The 14,621-nt window shown below is 64.6% G+C and carries 18 protein-coding genes; 7 read left to right on the top strand and 11 right to left on the bottom strand.

Annotated elements, in window-relative coordinates:
• On the bottom strand, window positions 1-348 hold the full coding sequence (locus tag E4634_RS02580; RefSeq protein WP_135441026.1) for a hypothetical protein: 348 nt from the start codon (window positions 346-348) through the stop codon (window positions 1-3).
• 117 nt (window positions 349-465) lie between these two features.
• Here E4634_RS02580 and E4634_RS02575 point away from each other — a divergent pair, with 117 nt between their 5' ends.
• The 6 genes from E4634_RS02575 (at window position 466) to cspE (ending at window position 5,717) form a co-directional block, all read left to right on the top strand.
• Window positions 466-753: a DUF3012 domain-containing protein gene (locus E4634_RS02575; RefSeq protein ID WP_206046772.1), complete on the top strand. Its 288-nt coding sequence runs from the start codon at window positions 466-468 to the stop codon at window positions 751-753.
• A 39-nt stretch (window positions 754-792) separates the two neighbouring features.
• Window positions 793-1,602, top strand: coding sequence for a transporter substrate-binding domain-containing protein (locus tag E4634_RS02570; RefSeq protein WP_135441025.1), 810 nt, complete (start codon window positions 793-795; stop codon window positions 1,600-1,602).
• A gap of 25 nt (window positions 1,603-1,627) precedes the next feature.
• The gene (gene glpQ, locus E4634_RS02565) at window positions 1,628-2,674 is read left to right on the top strand and encodes a glycerophosphodiester phosphodiesterase (RefSeq protein WP_240725057.1); all 1,047 of its coding nucleotides are present in this window, start codon (window positions 1,628-1,630) and stop codon (window positions 2,672-2,674) included.
• A 189-nt stretch (window positions 2,675-2,863) separates the two neighbouring features.
• Window positions 2,864-4,312: a pyruvate kinase gene (gene pyk / locus E4634_RS02560; protein WP_135441024.1), complete on the top strand. Its 1,449-nt coding sequence runs from the start codon at window positions 2,864-2,866 to the stop codon at window positions 4,310-4,312.
• The gene (locus E4634_RS02555) at window positions 4,312-5,271 is read left to right on the top strand and encodes a glucokinase (protein ID WP_135441023.1); all 960 of its coding nucleotides are present in this window, start codon (window positions 4,312-4,314) and stop codon (window positions 5,269-5,271) included. Before pyk ends, E4634_RS02555 begins: the two co-directional genes overlap by 1 nt.
• Before the next feature lie 239 nt (window positions 5,272-5,510).
• Window positions 5,511-5,717 (top strand): transcription antiterminator/RNA stability regulator CspE, encoded by a 207-nt coding sequence (gene cspE, locus E4634_RS02550; RefSeq protein WP_135441022.1) that lies wholly within the window; start codon window positions 5,511-5,513, stop codon window positions 5,715-5,717.
• An 84-nt stretch (window positions 5,718-5,801) separates the two neighbouring features.
• Here cspE and E4634_RS02545 read toward each other — a convergent pair whose 3' ends face one another.
• From E4634_RS02545 to lgt, 10 genes are all read right to left on the bottom strand, one after another.
• Window positions 5,802-7,163: a tetratricopeptide repeat protein gene (locus tag E4634_RS02545; RefSeq protein ID WP_135441021.1), complete on the bottom strand. Its 1,362-nt coding sequence runs from the start codon at window positions 7,161-7,163 to the stop codon at window positions 5,802-5,804.
• Between the two features lie 15 nt (window positions 7,164-7,178).
• Window positions 7,179-7,781 (bottom strand): energy transducer TonB, encoded by a 603-nt coding sequence (locus E4634_RS02540; RefSeq protein ID WP_135441020.1) that lies wholly within the window; start codon window positions 7,779-7,781, stop codon window positions 7,179-7,181.
• Window positions 7,782-8,132, bottom strand: coding sequence for an ExbD/TolR family protein (locus E4634_RS02535; RefSeq protein WP_135441126.1), 351 nt, complete (start codon window positions 8,130-8,132; stop codon window positions 7,782-7,784).
• Window positions 8,133-8,203: 71 nt separating this feature from the next.
• Window positions 8,204-8,611 carry an ExbD/TolR family protein gene (locus E4634_RS02530; RefSeq protein ID WP_135441019.1) on the bottom strand — a complete coding sequence of 136 codons (408 nt, stop codon included), beginning with the start codon at window positions 8,609-8,611 and terminating at the stop codon, window positions 8,204-8,206.
• 11 nt (window positions 8,612-8,622) lie between these two features.
• Window positions 8,623-9,132, bottom strand: a complete 510-nt coding sequence (locus E4634_RS02525) for a MotA/TolQ/ExbB proton channel family protein (protein WP_240725056.1) — start codon at window positions 9,130-9,132, stop codon at window positions 8,623-8,625.
• A 19-nt stretch (window positions 9,133-9,151) separates the two neighbouring features.
• A complete protein-coding gene (locus E4634_RS02520; RefSeq protein ID WP_135441018.1) occupies window positions 9,152-10,543 on the bottom strand; it encodes a MotA/TolQ/ExbB proton channel family protein in 1,392 nt (463 codons plus the stop codon).
• Window positions 10,543-11,328: a DUF3450 domain-containing protein gene (locus E4634_RS02515; protein ID WP_135441017.1), complete on the bottom strand. Its 786-nt coding sequence runs from the start codon at window positions 11,326-11,328 to the stop codon at window positions 10,543-10,545. Before E4634_RS02515 ends, E4634_RS02520 begins: the two co-directional genes overlap by 1 nt.
• Window positions 11,329-11,561: 233 nt before the next feature.
• Window positions 11,562-12,083, bottom strand: a complete 522-nt coding sequence (locus E4634_RS02510) for a dihydrofolate reductase (protein ID WP_135441016.1) — start codon at window positions 12,081-12,083, stop codon at window positions 11,562-11,564.
• Window positions 12,084-12,087: 4 nt separating this feature from the next.
• Window positions 12,088-12,921, bottom strand: a complete 834-nt coding sequence (locus E4634_RS02505) for a thymidylate synthase (protein WP_135441015.1) — start codon at window positions 12,919-12,921, stop codon at window positions 12,088-12,090.
• Entirely contained in the window at window positions 12,918-13,733 is an 816-nt protein-coding gene (gene lgt, locus E4634_RS02500; RefSeq protein ID WP_135441014.1) for a prolipoprotein diacylglyceryl transferase, read from the bottom strand. The genes E4634_RS02505 and lgt overlap by 4 nt, the downstream gene beginning before the upstream one ends.
• Before the next feature lie 31 nt (window positions 13,734-13,764).
• Between lgt and E4634_RS02495 the strand changes: the two genes are divergently transcribed.
• Window positions 13,765-14,613, top strand: coding sequence for an NRDE family protein (locus E4634_RS02495; protein WP_240725055.1), 849 nt, complete (start codon window positions 13,765-13,767; stop codon window positions 14,611-14,613).
• Window positions 14,614-14,621 lie beyond the last annotated feature (8 nt).

Genomic DNA, 14,621 nt, shown 5'->3' with positions numbered 1-14,621 from the left:
CTAGAGTTCGGTCTCCTGGTGAAACTCGCGCTCGATACGCTGCTGTAGCTCATAGCGCTGGCCGCCACTACGCCGGCGACTGTCGTGCATGCGCTGCTGGTAGCGTTCCCGGCGATACTGCGCGACCAGGCGCGGGAAGCGCTCGGCCTCGACCTCGCCGGCGATCAACTGCTCGATAAACGCGATATCGATACCCACGCGAAAGGCGATCCGGCTGGGGCGGATCTTGTTGGCATGAAACAGCGCCACCACGTGAATCTGCTCCTCGGGGCTGAGCGTGCATTCACAGGAGTAGCCGTAGGGCGGCGACGGGGTGCGCGTATCGATGGCGGGTGACTCGTTCTCCATGCGGCAATTAATAGCAGCTGCCGCCCGGCTTGCCAAGCGCCGGCGCCGACTGGCGGCCCCCGCACACAGGTGCAATACTTAGCCGCAGGACGAGACACCCCCAGCGAGGACCGCCCCATGCGCAGAGCACTGCCGGCAATGCCCGTACCAGCGTTAATGCTTGTGATCCTGCCGCTACTGGCCGCCTGCAGCCCGGAACCCGGCAGTCACGCCTGGTGCGAAGCCAAGTCGGAACAGGCCAAGACCGAGTGGACCGCCTCCGACGCGGCCACCTTCGCCAGGAACTGCCTGTTCGACGATACCGAGATTGGTTCGGAAGCCTGGTGTAAACGCCTGGAAGACACACCCAAGGGCGAGTGGTCCGGCAACGACGCCAAGGTCTACGCCAAGCACTGCGTGCTCTGATTGCCCGCAAACCAGAAAACCCAAGGAGAAGAACAGCCCATGACCAAATTTACCCGCCGTACCCTTATCGGCTTCCTGCTCACCGGACTGCTGGCCCTGCCCGGCCTTGCCAGCGCCGGAGAGACCCTGCAGCGCATCATCGACTTCAAGGTGCTGCGCGTCGGCATGTCCGCCGACCAGCCACCCATGACCGTCAAGAATCGCCAGGGTGGCGTCATGGGCTACGACGTCGATCTCGCCCAGGCCCTCGCCGCGGCGATGCGCGTGCAACTGGATATCAAGGTCATGCCCTTCGGCGACCTGCTGCCGGCGCTGGAAAAAGGCGAACTCGACATGGTGATCTCCAACATGTCGATCACCCCGGAGCGCTCCGAGCGCGCCTACTTCTCGGGTCCGTACGTGATGTCCGGCAAGTCCATCCTGACCAGCGACACGGTGCTGGCCGGCGCCACCGACAGCAACCCGCTGAACAGCGGTGACGTGAAGCTCGCGGCAGTGAAGAACTCCACCAGCGCCACCTTCGTCACCGAGAATATCCCCGAGGCGGAACTGGTACTGGTCGAGAGCAGCGACGCCGGCGTGCAGATGGTGCTGGACGGCGAGGTCAATGCCCTGCTGGCCGACATGGCGGTCACCAAGCTCGCGGTGCTGCGCCACCTCGGCAAGGGTCTGGTGACGCTGCAGGCACCGCTGACCCTGGAACCCATCGGCATCGCCATCAGCCGCGAGGACGCGCAGTTCCAGAACCTGGTCGACAACTACCTCGACTCCTACGGCAAGATGGGCCTGCTCAACAAACTGCGCGACAAGTGGTTCGAGAACGCGGAGTGGATCACCGCCCTGCCCTGAACACGACGCCCAGCGTGAGTCCGGCGTGCAACGCCTGTATCGCATCGCCGGCGCGCTTTTGCTCGCACTGGGCGCAGCGTCAAACAGTGCTGCCCCTTCCTCCGGCATGAGCCAGCCGATCGTCATCGCCCATCGCGGCGCCAGCGCCTACCTCCCGGAACACACCCTGGAGGCCAAGGCCCTGGCCCACGCGATGGGCGCCGACTACCTCGAGCAGGACGTGGTGCTGAGCCGCGACGGCGTACCGGTGATCCTCCACGACATCCACTTGGAAAGCACCAGCGACGTCGCCACCCGCTTCCCGGACCGCGCGCGCGAGGACGGCCGCTACTACGCCCTGGACTTCAGCCTCGAGGAGCTGCGCGAGCTGCGCCTGCACGAGCGCTCGCGCCGCGACGACGACGGCCTGCAGCGCGCCGTGTACCCCGGGCGCTTCCCCCTGGGCCAGGGTGAATTCCGCCTGCCCACCCTGCGCGAGGAGATCGAGCTGATCGACGGGCTCAACCACTCGCGCGGCCAGCGGCGCGGCCTGTACATCGAGCTCAAGTCGCCCAACTGGCACACCGCCCAGGGTTACGAGATCGCCGTGGCGGTGCTCGACGTGCTCAGGGCCACCGGCTACGACCAGCGCAGCGAGCAGGTTTTCCTGCAGTGCTTCGACGACGCCACCCTCATCCGCCTGCGCCGCGAGCTGCACACGCCGCTGCCGCTGATCCAGCTGATCGGCGAGAACGACTGGGGCGAGGACAGCGCGGTGGACTACGACTGGCTGCGCAGCGAGGCGGGGCTCGCCCACATCGCAGGCTACGCCGACGGTATCGGCCCCTGGATACCGCAGGTAGTCGCCCTGCGCGACAACCAGCTCGCCCCCACCGGACTCGCCGCTGCGGCCCGTGCCCGCGGCCTGCTGGTGCACCCCTACACCCTGCGCGCCGACGACCTGCCCGACGGCGTCGACAGCGTCGACGAGTTGCACCGCGCCCTGTTCGAGGCCGCCGGCGTGGACGGACTGTTCAGTGATTTCCCGGACCTCACCAGGCGCTTCATCGACGAACTTGCACCGCGGAAATAGCGCAACCGCCGGTTTGTAACTGGCACTCGCGCAGCGAACAGGGCATTATTTCCGGCAGTAAGCGGGGGACGCGCGCACGCCGGGAGCGCAGCCGTTCCAGCCTGGAGTCCCGGCTGACTCTCTACTGGAAACCTGCTGCTGGAACTCCGGGCAACCGGCACCCCAAGTGATCCTCTACTGGAACTCCAAGTGACTCTCAAGGTAAACCGACGCACCAAGATCGTGGCCACTATCGGGCCGGCCAGTGAATCCGACGACATGATCGCCAAGCTGATCGCGGCCGGCGTCAATGTCTTCCGTCTCAACTTCAGCCACGGCACCGCCGAGCAGCACGCCACGGTGGCGCGCCGGGTACGCAAGCAGGCGGCGATCGCCGGGCGCTACGTCGGCATCCTGGCCGACCTGCAGGGTCCCAAGATCCGCATCGCCGGCTTCCGCGACGGCCCGATCAAACTGGCCCCCGGCGACCGTCTGTGCCTGGACCTCTCCCTGGGGCCGGACGACGGCGACGCCCACTCGGTGGGCGTCGACTACCCCGCCCTGTGCGAGAGCGTGGGTCCCGGGGACACCCTGCTGCTGGATGACGGTCGCCTGCGCCTGCGCGTGGACGACGTTGGTGAGCACACCGTGGAGACCACCGTGCTGGTCGGCGGCAAGCTGGCCTCGCGCAAGGGCATCAACCGCCTCGGCGGCGGCCTCGCGGCGCCGGCGCTGACCGCCAAGGACATGGCCGATATCGACGACCTTGCCCACGTCGCCCCGGATTTCGTCGCGGTCTCGTTCGTCTCCAGTGCGGAGGACATCGAGCAGACCCGCGACCTTCTGCGCGAAGCCGGCCTGCAGTCCGCGATCATCGCCAAGATCGAGCGCGCCGAGGTGGTGGCCAATGAGGAAGTCCTCGACGGCATCATCCAGGCCTCCATGGGCGTGATGGTGGCGCGCGGCGACCTCGGCGTGGAGGTCGGCGACGCCCAGCTCATCGGCATCCAGAAATCCCTGATCGCCAAGGCGCGCAAGTCGGACCGCGTGGTGATCACCGCGACACAGATGATGGAGTCGATGATCGACAGCCCGATGCCCACCCGCGCGGAAGTGTTCGACGTGGCCAACGCGGTGCTCGACGGCACCGACGCGGTGATGCTCTCGGCGGAGACCGCCGTGGGCAGCTACCCGGTGGAGGTGGTCAGCGCCATGGCCGACGCCGCGCGCGGGGCGGAACAGCAGGCGGTGGCGCGCACCTCGCGCTATCGCGTCGAGCGGCAGTTCTCCACCGCCCAGGAGACCATCGCCATGTCGGCGATCTACGCCGCCAATCACTACCCCAACGTGCGCGGCATCGCCAGCCTGACCGAGTCCGGCAATACCCCCCTGCGCATGTCGCGCCTGAGCTCCGGCCTGCCGATCTTCGGCCTGAGCAATAACGCCGAGACGCTGCAGCGCCTGTGCCTGTGCCGCGGTGTAATCCCGCTGTACTTCGACGCCGACGCCTTCGAGCACGAGGAGGTGGAATCGCGCGCAATCGAGTTCCTGAAAGACGGCGGCTACCTGCTCAAGGGTGACTCCATCCTGCTCACCAAGGGCACGGTCATGGGCCAGGCGGGCACCACCAACATCATCAAGATCCTGCCGGTACCCTGATGTCCGGGGAACCGCGCCTGGTCGCCGACGTCGGCGGCACCAACACGCGCCTGGCGCTGTACGACCCGGCCTCCGGCGCGTACCGCGCCCGCGTCGATTTCCGCAACCGCGACTACGACAACTTCGCCGGGGTCATCGACGCGTGGCTGGCGCAGTTGGACGAGGCCCCGCCGCGCCAGGCCAGCCTGGCGATCGCCGCGCCGCTGGCCGACGACCGCATCGAGATGGTGAATATCGGCTGGCAGTTCTCCCGCGAGGCCCTGCGCGCGCGCTTCGGCTGGCGCGCAGTGCGCTGGTTGAACGACTTCGAGGCCAATGCCCACGCCCTGCCCCACCTCGACAACAGCGAACTGCTTACGGTGCAGCCGGGCGAGACGAACGACGGCGAGCGCCTGGCGGTGATCGGGCCCGGTACCGGGCTGGGTGGCGCCACCCTGCGCCGAATAGCCGGCGAGCCGGTGGTCGGCAGTGGCGAACCCGGGCACGCCGGGCTGTCGCCGGGCAATCCGCTGGAGCTGGAGATCTTCGCGCTCCTGCTCGAGCACCACCCGGACATCTACACGGAACTGCTGGTCAGCGGGCCGGGACTGCAGCGGCTACACCAGGCCATCACCCGGATTCACGGCGGCGCCGCCGACGCGCTGGACCCGGCTCAGATCACCGCCCGCGCCCTGGACGGCGATGACCCGCTGTGCCGCCTCACCCTGGCCACCTTCTGCGACCTGCTGGGCTCTGCCTGCGGCGACTTCGCCCTGGTCACCGGTTGTTGGCAGGGGCTGTTCATCGCCGGCGGTATCGTGCCGCGCATTGCCGGCTTCCTCGGCGAGACCGCGTTCCTGCAACGCCTGCAGAGCAAGGGTGCCATGCGCGGCATACTCGCGCGCATGCCGGTGCACATCATCACCGCTTCCCACCCCGGACTGGTGGGTGCAGCCCACGCCCCCCTGCTTCCCACCTGAGCGCCGCACGGCGGACCAGCTGGTCAAAGATTGGCCAGAATTGGCGAATTATTCCCGAGAAATTTTTTGCCCCGGAACACGGCGAGTTACGAAATCTGGTGATACACTCAAGAGAGTCGGATTTTTTTCGGCTGAATTGGAAAGCGCTCGAAGTTCCCCAAAGGTCCTTTGTACGTCAACCGTGTTCGTTCAATGCAAGTCCCCTCACGGGGCGATCAGGTAATACAGGTAATAGAGTTATGTCCACCACCACCGGCACCGTTAAATGGTTTAACGAGAGCAAGGGCTTTGGTTTCATCGCGCGCGAGGACGGTCCCGACGTCTTCGTTCATTTCAGCGCTATCAAGGGAGAGGGCTTCCGTACCCTGGCCGACGGTCAGAAAGTACAGTTCGAGGTGACCGAAGGCCAGAAAGGCCCGCAGGCCGCCAACGTCATCGCCCTGTAACAACACAATAAAAAAAGGAGCTCAACGAGCTCCTTTTTTCGCTTAACCACCACGCGCCAGCGCGCGGTGGCTTTCGCGTCCGGATTACCCCTCGGCCAGGCTGCGCTGCCTCTCGAGTTCGGAGTCCATGTATTTCAGCCACTGCTTGGCAAACTCCTCGGAGCGCTTGTCTCGCGCTGCCATCTGGAACGCCTTGCGCGCGCTGTCGTACTCCTTCAGGTTGAAGTAGGCCATACCTTTCACCAGGTAAGCGGTATCCGGACGGCGTACGCCGCCGCGGGCCAGGCCCTTGTCGATCGCATCTACCGACTTGCGGAACTGGTCACCATCCAGGTAGATGTTGCCCAGGCGCGCGTACAGTTCACCCTCTGAAGACTTGGCCGCGGCCTTTTCCATCGCCGGGATGGCCTTGTCCACTTCCTGGGCCTGGCGCCATGCGCTGCCGGTGATTTCCCAGTTCTTGGACGTGCCGTCCACAGCGCCAGAAGTCAGGCCCTGGTCCATTACCTTGGCAGCCTTGTAGGGCACTTCGCGGTTCAGGTAGAGGTAGGCCATGGTGACCAGCTCCGAACCCTTGTCGAGCATGCCCTGTACATAGGCGGTTTCCATCGCCGCGAGCTGCTCGGTCTCCTTCTTCTGCTCGCCGTACATGTGCGAGAGCTGGACCCAGTACTCCTTCTTCGGATAGTTCTGGATCAGGATTTCCAGCATCTCCACCGTCTTGGGCACGTTGTTCTTCTCGAAGTACAGGAAGCGCGCCAGGTTGTACCACTGCTCCTTGGCCGCCTTGCGCTCGCCCGCGGGCTTCTCGCGCTGGCGCTCGTTGTGCATGGAGATCGCTTTCTCGACGTTGGCCAGCGACTTGTCGAACTGCTTGAGCTGGTAATAACCCTGGGCCAGCAGCACATAGGCTTCCGGATTCGGGGTATCGGTCATCTTGAACCATTCGTTGAGCGCGTTGATACCGCGCTGCCACTGCTCCTGTACGAAGTACAGCTGGGCGATGGTGAAGCGGGTATTGATCTCCATGGCCAGCGGGATGTCCGGCTGCTTGACCACGTTCTCGTAGGCCTTCAACGCATTGGCGAAGTCGCCCTTGTCGTAGTAGACGAACGCGTAGAGGTTCCACACGTTGGCCAGCTCGTAGCTGTTCAGGGCGCGCTTGCCGCTGTCGTCGAGCATGTCGTCGAGGATCTTCTGCGCAGTGGCCATATCCTTGGCTTCGACCGCAGTCTGCGCCTCGGAGAGCTTCTCATACACCTGGTTGCGCAGCGCCGGGGTACGCCGGGTCTCGCGCTGGTCGGCCTGTTTTTCCTGGGCCACGGCGGCGGCGAAGGGTGTCGCGCCGAGGTCGGACTGCAACTGGCTGACCGCGACCTGCGCGGCGAGTACCGGCAGGGCCAGCAGTGCGGCGCGGGTCCAGGTTGTCGGTTTCAACAATGTCATAGCACCTGTGCCTCGTTACTCTTCCAGCTCATAGGTGAACTTGTTCTGCACGCCGGCCACCTCGATGGCCTGGCCGTCCACCACACGGGGCTTGTACTTGAATTTCAGCGCGGCGCTGACCGAGGCCTTCTCGAACATACCCGAGGGCTGGCAGTCGACCGGCTGCGGATCGCGGATAGCGCCCGAGGTCGTTACCGTGTACTCGACGATGCAGTAGCCGCTGATACCGCGGGACTGCGCGCGACGCGGATAGATCGGGGCGACCTTCACGATGGGCAGGTATTCGCCGTCGCTGGTGGACATGCCCGTGGTGCTGACGCTGACGTCGACCTTGCCGACCGGGGCAACGTTGACGATATCGACGTCGACATCCATATCCAGTTCGGGGGTATCCAGGTCCGGCGGCGGCTCCTCGGGATCCTCCACCTTCTCCGGCTTCTTGACCTCGCGCTGGGTCTCGATTTCCTTGTCCTGGCGGACGATCTCGGCCACCTTGGTCGCCTTGACGTCCGGGTTCTCGAAGTGGCGGTCGATCAGCTTGTTCATGATGGCAAACAGACCAATCGCCACAGGCACCGCGAGCGCGATTGCTACGATGAATCGTACTGACTTACCCATCTATCCCGCCTCTTCCGTAGAAGCACACAGGGGCGCGTCCATCAGCGGCTTCAGTATCGTGAACAAATCGTTGAGCACCGACGTGGGCGACTCCTCGTCCGCCTGGATCACGAAGTTCGCCTTGGGCGACTCCTTCTTGGCCGCTTCCGCCATGCGGCGGGCGCCGTCCAGTGTGATCTCTTTCTTGTCGTAGTAGATATCGCCCGTTGCAGTGACCGCGAAAATAATGGTGCCGCGTTCACAGGCCCCGGTCGAGAGGGCTTCGCTCTTGTTGATATCGACGCCCGGTTCCTTGATGAACGAGGAGGTCACGATGAAGAAAATCAGCATGATGAAGACCACGTCCAGCATCGGGGTCAAGTCGATTTCACCCTCACCGCCGCCCTGGGACGCCGCGCCACCTGAGTTGTTGCCTCGCCTACTCACCGCTTCGCCTCCTCTGGCCAGTTCACAGCCAGGACTCCCGCTTCACGGGCGGCGTCGCCGACAGCGATGAGGGTCTTGGAAGTCGCACCGGGTTCGGTTCTCACCACAAATGACTGCTCGGGGTCAGAGGCCAGCAGCTTGGCCACGTTGGCCCGCACGGCCCGGATATCGATACGCCGGTTTTCCATCCAGATCTGGTCGTCACCGGTGATGGTCACGACAATACTGGTCGCATCAGAGGGGTCGGACTGGGACTTGTCGGGCCGGTTGACCTCGATACCCGCCTCCTTGAGGAAAGAGGCGACCACGATAAAGAAGATCAACATGATGAAGACGACATCCAGCATCGGCGTGAGATCGATCTCCGCCTCCTCCTCATTCGCACCTCGGTTTCTCTTACGCATTAACTACGCTCTCAATGATCGGTTGTCAGGTTGTCCTGCAGGAACTCGGTCTCCCGCTGGGCAATCCTGGTCACATACGTATTGCCGAACACACCGGACAGGGCGGCGACCATTCCCGCCATGGTGGGAATCGTGGCCTGCTGGACACCGCCAGCCATGGACTTGGCATCGCCACCGCCGGTGACAGCCATGACGTTGAACACCTCGATCATCCCCCAGACCGTGCCGAGCAGACCGAACAGGGGGCACAGGGCCACCAGGGTCTTGATCACCGGCAGGTACTGGTTGATCTGGATGCGGCACTCGGAGATCAGCTTCTCGCGAATCTGGTGGGCATTCCAGGACTTGCGCTCAGAGCGCCCTTCCCAAGTGCCGATCGCGCGGGCGACATCGCCCTTCCAGCCAAGCTTGAAGTAACAGATTCGCTCGAAGAGCAGCATCCACATGACGAAGAGAAGGACGGCGATGAGCCACAGCACAGGGCCGCCCTTGTCCATGAAGCCCATAAGGACTTCATACATTCCACCCAGTCCGCCCATATCAAGACCTCAGATTGGCTTCGGTGTGCTCCGCGATGATACCGGTGGTCTGCTCATCCAGGACATGGATGATGCGCTGCGCACGACCGTTGACGAAGGTGTGCAGCAGTACGGTGGGGATTGCCACCAGCAGGCCGAGTACGGTGGTTACCAGCGCGCTGGAGATACCGCCAGCCATTGCCTTGGGATCGCCGGCGCCGAAGATGGTGATCGCCTGGAAGGTGATGATCATACCGGTCACGGTACCCAGCAGACCCATCAGCGGGGCCACCGCGGCGATGATCTTGAGCACGGTCAGGCCACTTTCCAGCTTCGGGGTTTCCTTGAGGATACCCTCGGAAAGCTTGAGCTCGAGAGTCTCGGTATCCATGGAGGGGTTGTCCTCGTGGATCTTCAGTACGCGGCCCAGCGGGTTGTTGGTGTTGGCCTTGTCGGACTTCAGCTGCTTGTTGACCTTGGCGCTGACCGCGCTCAGGACCAGCAGGCGCCATACGGCCAGCAACAGGGCAAACACACCCACTGCGGTGATGGCGTAGCCGACGGGACCACCCTGGTGCCAACGCTCCTCGAGGGTCGGGCTGTTGATCAGCGCGGACAGGTAGGAGCCGCCGGTCGGGCCGGTCGGGTCAACGCCGAACTTGTTCGCGCCGCTGGTAGCCGAGAACAGGGCCTTGGCCCAGCCCTGGTAGGCGCCGGAGGGCTGGCGGGCGAGCTCTTCCAGAGTGCCCTTGCCGGGCTGGAAGTTCAGGTATTTGCCCTCGTCGGAGACGATGTTGAAGGTACCGGCGCGCAGGACACGCTGCTGGACCTGGTCACCGTTGGGCTTGATCACCTGCGAGTCGAAAGTCACGACGCGGCCGGATTCGACCATTTCGCGGTTCAGCTCGTACCAGACACGCTCGATCTCATCGATGGAGGGCAGCTTGTCCGACTGGCTCATCTTGTCGATCAGCCCCTGCAGGAACACTTCGCGGTCGGGGTACTGCGCCGAGGTCAGGGAGTTTTCCAGGTTGCGGGCGAGGTCGCCCGTGGCGGAGGTCAGGTGACCGAACAGCTCGGACAGGGTACCCAGCTTCTCGCGCAGTTGCTGCTGCTTGGCGGCTACCTGGAGCTCGTTCTCTTCGAACTGCTCTTCCAGCTGGGCTGAGAGCTGCTCCTGGCGGGTGCGCTCGGCTTCGGCACGCTTCAGTTCAGCGGCCTGGTTGGCCTTGTCGCGGGCGAAGCGGGCTTCGCGCTCGCGGTTTTCCTTGGCTTCGGTGACCTGGCCGCGCTTGACGAACTCGAGCAGCTCGTCGAGGCTCTTCGCTTCCTGGGCGAACACAGGCAGGGCGGAGAAGGTCAGCAGACCCGCCAGTGCGGCACTGGTGGCGGCCTTAAACAATTTGATGCTCATTACAGGGCCTCCGGAGCGGGAAGGGGCAGGGTCAGCAGGTCGATGGCGGCTTCTTTGCGCGCGATGCGCAGGCCAGCCATGATGGCGTTGCGGTACTCACTGCGATCCAGCGGAACCCAGCTGCGGCTGGCCTGGTCCCAGGCGCCGGCCAGTTCGGTGTCGGTGGTCTGGTAGACCAGGGCGATGCGGCCGATGCTGAGGAAGTTGACCTCGCGCTCCTGGCCGTTGATGTCGACCGCCCCCTTGTAGGCCTCGATACCACGGCCGTACTCGTTTTCGATCTGGTAGGCTTCGAGCACCTGGCGGAACTTCTCCGCGACGCTCACGTCGGCGCGATCCAGGTTGGAGCGCAGGAAAGCGATGCGCTGCTCGCGCTCTTCCATGTGGAAGGGCACATCCAGCTCAATGAATTTCTCGAGACCGTCGATCATGCGAATGATCAGCGGGGTCATCTGCCGCTGGATAACCGTGACCTGGTCGATGGACTCATCGATGTCGGCCATCTGCTGGACCTGGTTATCGATCTGGCGCTGCAGGCGGGCGTTGTAGACCTTGAGGCCGTCGATCTGTTTGGTGACGGTCTTGTAGTCGTTGAGCAGGTCGCGGGTTTCATCGGCCAGCCGGTCGATCTTCACCTGTGACTCTCTGGCGGCCTTGTTCTTGGCTTCGCCAACCTGAAGTACGGAGTCCAGTGTGCTGGCCTGCACCGCAACTGCTGCCCCCCCGAGGGTGCCCGCAGTGACGAGTGCAGCGATCAGTGCATGTTTCAATCGATGCATAGTCATGGGAGTTTTATTTCCTGTGTCCAACGAAAAAGAATCGGCTCTGATCAAACCGGGATCGGAACTTTGTATATAGTGAATACAACCAGAGTCGGTAAACAGAGGGAGCACATTTAAGCCGATTGCAAACTGATTTTCAATTCTCGCCAGCCGCCGACAGCACGCCCTCCGGCTTTTGAGTAGTTAGGTAACACTTAAAAATCGAGTCACGAAAGGTGGTAACGTTTTGATGACACTCAGATGACAGTAACAACCCGATCGAGCACGATAAAACTGTATCCGGTGGGGTTTTTGTCATCCGCCGCGTGATCCTCGCGCGACACTTCCCGCCACTCGCCCGCGTCCAGTGCCGGGAAACGTGCATCTCCACGCACTTCGACTTGCACACGGGTGAGATAGATACGCTGCGCCTGTGGTAACAGGCTGGCATACAACTGGGCGCCACCGATCAGCATGTACTCCTCGAGACCCTGCTCGCGGGCGAGCTCCGCCGCCAGGGCCTGGCCCTGCTCCTCGCTGTACACGACATGCACCCCGGCCGGAGCGGACCACGCGGTATCGCGGGTCACCACGATACTGGTGCGCCCGGGCAGCGGGCGGCCGATGGAGTCATAGGTCTTGCGCCCCATCAGCATCGGCTTGCCCATGGTGATGTCGCGGAAGTGCTTCAGGTCCGCGGGCAGGTGCCAGGGCAGCCCGCCATCGCGGCCGATCACGTCGTTGGTCGCCGCGGCGACGATGACAGCGAGTCGCGGCATGCGCTCAGATCGCCACCGGCGCGGCGATATGCGGGTGGGGGTCGTAGTCGTGGATCGCGAAGTCCTCGAAACGGTAATCGTAGATGCTCGCCGGGCGGCGCAGCAGCTCCAGCCGCGGCAGCGCCCGCGGCGCCCGCGACAACTGCTCGCGAACCTGCTCCAGGTGGTTGCTGTACAGGTGCGAGTCGCCGGTGGTGACGATGATCTCACCCGGCTGCAGGTCGCACTGCTGCGCCAGCATGTGGGTGAGCAGGGCGAGGCTGGCGGTGTTGTAGGGCAGGCCGAGGAAGGAGTCGCTTGAACGGATGTACAGTTGCGCCGAGAGCCGCCCGCCCGCCACATAGAACTGGTACAAAAGGTGACAGGGGGGCAGCGCCATGCGTCCGGCGCGGGCGTTGTCCTGGGGGCTCACCCGCTCGTCCGGCAGGTACTCCACGTTCCAGCCGTGAAACAGGATGCGGCGGCTGTCCGGGTTGTTGCGCAGGCAGTCGACCACGTAGTCGATCTGGTTGATGGCGCCGCCATCGCGGGTCGGCCAGGCCGTCCACTGGGCGCCGTAGATCGGGCCGAGGTCGCCGGACTCGGTGGCCCATTCATCCCAGATAGAAACCCCGTTTTCCTTTAGCCAGCGGGTGTTGGTGTCGCCGCGCAGGAACCAGATCAGCTCATTGGCGATGCTCTTGAAATGCAGTTTCTTGGTGGTGAGCAGCGGAAAGCCGTGGGCCAGGTCGTGTCGGTACTGGCGGCCGAACACGGAGAGCGTGCCGGTGCCGGTGCGATCGCCCTTGCTGACGCCGTTGTCGAGAATGTCCTGCAGCAGGTCGAGGTACTGTTTCATCGGGCACTCGCGTTGTCCGGGGTGGCGGCGCGCCCGCCGCGGTATGCGTAGACCAGCAGCCCGATGCCCACGAGGATCATCGGCAGGCTGAGCAACTGGCCGCGGGTCAGCCAACCGAAGGCATCGAAACCGATGTGCGCGTCCGGCTCGCGGAAGAACTCGGCGAAGCTGCGCACGCAGCCGTAGAGCAGGGCGAACAAGCCGGACACCGCGCAGGTAGGCCGCGGCTTGCGCGAAAACCAGAACAGCACGCAGAACATGAGCACGCCCTCCAGGGCGAACTGGTACAGCTGCGAGGGGTGGCGCGCCAGTTGCAGCTCATCCGCCGGGAAGAGCATGGCCCAGGGCACATCGGCGGGACGCCCCCACAGCTCCTGGTTGATGAAGTTGCCGAGCCGGCCCAGGCCCAGGCCCACCGGCACGAAGGGCGCGACGAAATCCACCAGTCGCCAGAAACCCGCGCCAATCTTGCGCGCAAACAGCACGAGGGCGAACAACACGCCGAGGAAACCGCCGTGGAAGGACATACCCCCCTTCCACACCTGCAGCGCCCAACTCGGGTCGTCGATCAGGCGCTGGCCGCCATAAAAGAGGATGTAGCCGATGCGCCCGCCGAGCACCACGCCGAGGGCGACATAGAACACGAGGTCGTCGACCTGTTCGCGATTGACCGGCGTCCAGGGGTGCACCGCGCGGCGCCGGGCGAGCCACCAGCCCGCGACGATCCCGGCGAGGTAGGCCAGCCCGTACCAGTGCACCTGGAGCGGCCCGAGGTCGAGCGCGACGGGGTCGATTTGCGGATAGGGCAGCATGCGGGAACCATCGAAAAGAGCGCGTATTATCGTGCAGCGCCCGCGCTTTCTCAAATGTTTCCCGGCCACGCCGGAGTTTCCCCGCACCGCGAAGCCGCGTACCCTTGCGCGCATGTGCCTGATCGTCCTCGCCCATCGCTGCAGCCAACGCTACCCGCTGGCCCTGGTCGCCAACCGCGACGAGTTCCACGCCCGCCCCACCGCCGCGGCGGCGTTCTGGCCCGAGCACCCGCAGGTGCTGGCCGGGCGCGACCTGCAGGCGGGCGGCACCTGGCTGGGCGTCACCCGCGGCGGGCGCCTGGCGGCGATCACCAACTTCCGCGACCCCTCGCGCACCGCCCCGGCGCCGCGCTCGCGCGGCGAGCTGACCCTGGACTTCCTCACCGGCAGCCTCTCGCCAGGCGACTACATCGCTCAGATCGAGACTCGCTTTGCCGACTACGCCGGCTTCAACCTGCTGCTCGGCGCCGGCGACGAGCTGTGGTATGCGAGCAATGCCGGCGGCGGCGCCCGGCGCCTGGACCCGGGCTTCTACGGGCTGTCCAACGCGCTGCTGGATACGCCCTGGCCAAAGGTGGAGACCGCGCGGCGACAGCTGCGGCAGGTGCTCGAGCAACCGCTGGACCACGACGCCCTGGCCGGCACACTGGCAGACCGCCAACAGGCCCGGGAGAGCGAGCTGGCCCTGCAGGGACTCGAGGGGGAAATGGAGCGCAAGTTCTCGGCGCAGTTCATCGTCGACCCGGTGTACGGCACGCGCGCCTGCACCAGCCTGTGGCGCGACGCACAGGGAACACTGCACTGGCGGGAGCAGGCATTCGCGGCGGATGGCGGCGCGGCGGGTTGCGTGGAACAACGCCTGGCGCCGGCGCTGTCCTGAGTCCGGCG

It is taken from the genome of Mangrovimicrobium sediminis (genome assembly GCF_004745945.1).
Classification (GTDB): Bacteria; Pseudomonadota; Gammaproteobacteria; order Pseudomonadales; family Halieaceae; genus Mangrovimicrobium; species Mangrovimicrobium sediminis.
Note: the sequence above shows the minus strand (reverse complement) of the source record. Positions and strands in the feature narration are given on the sequence as shown.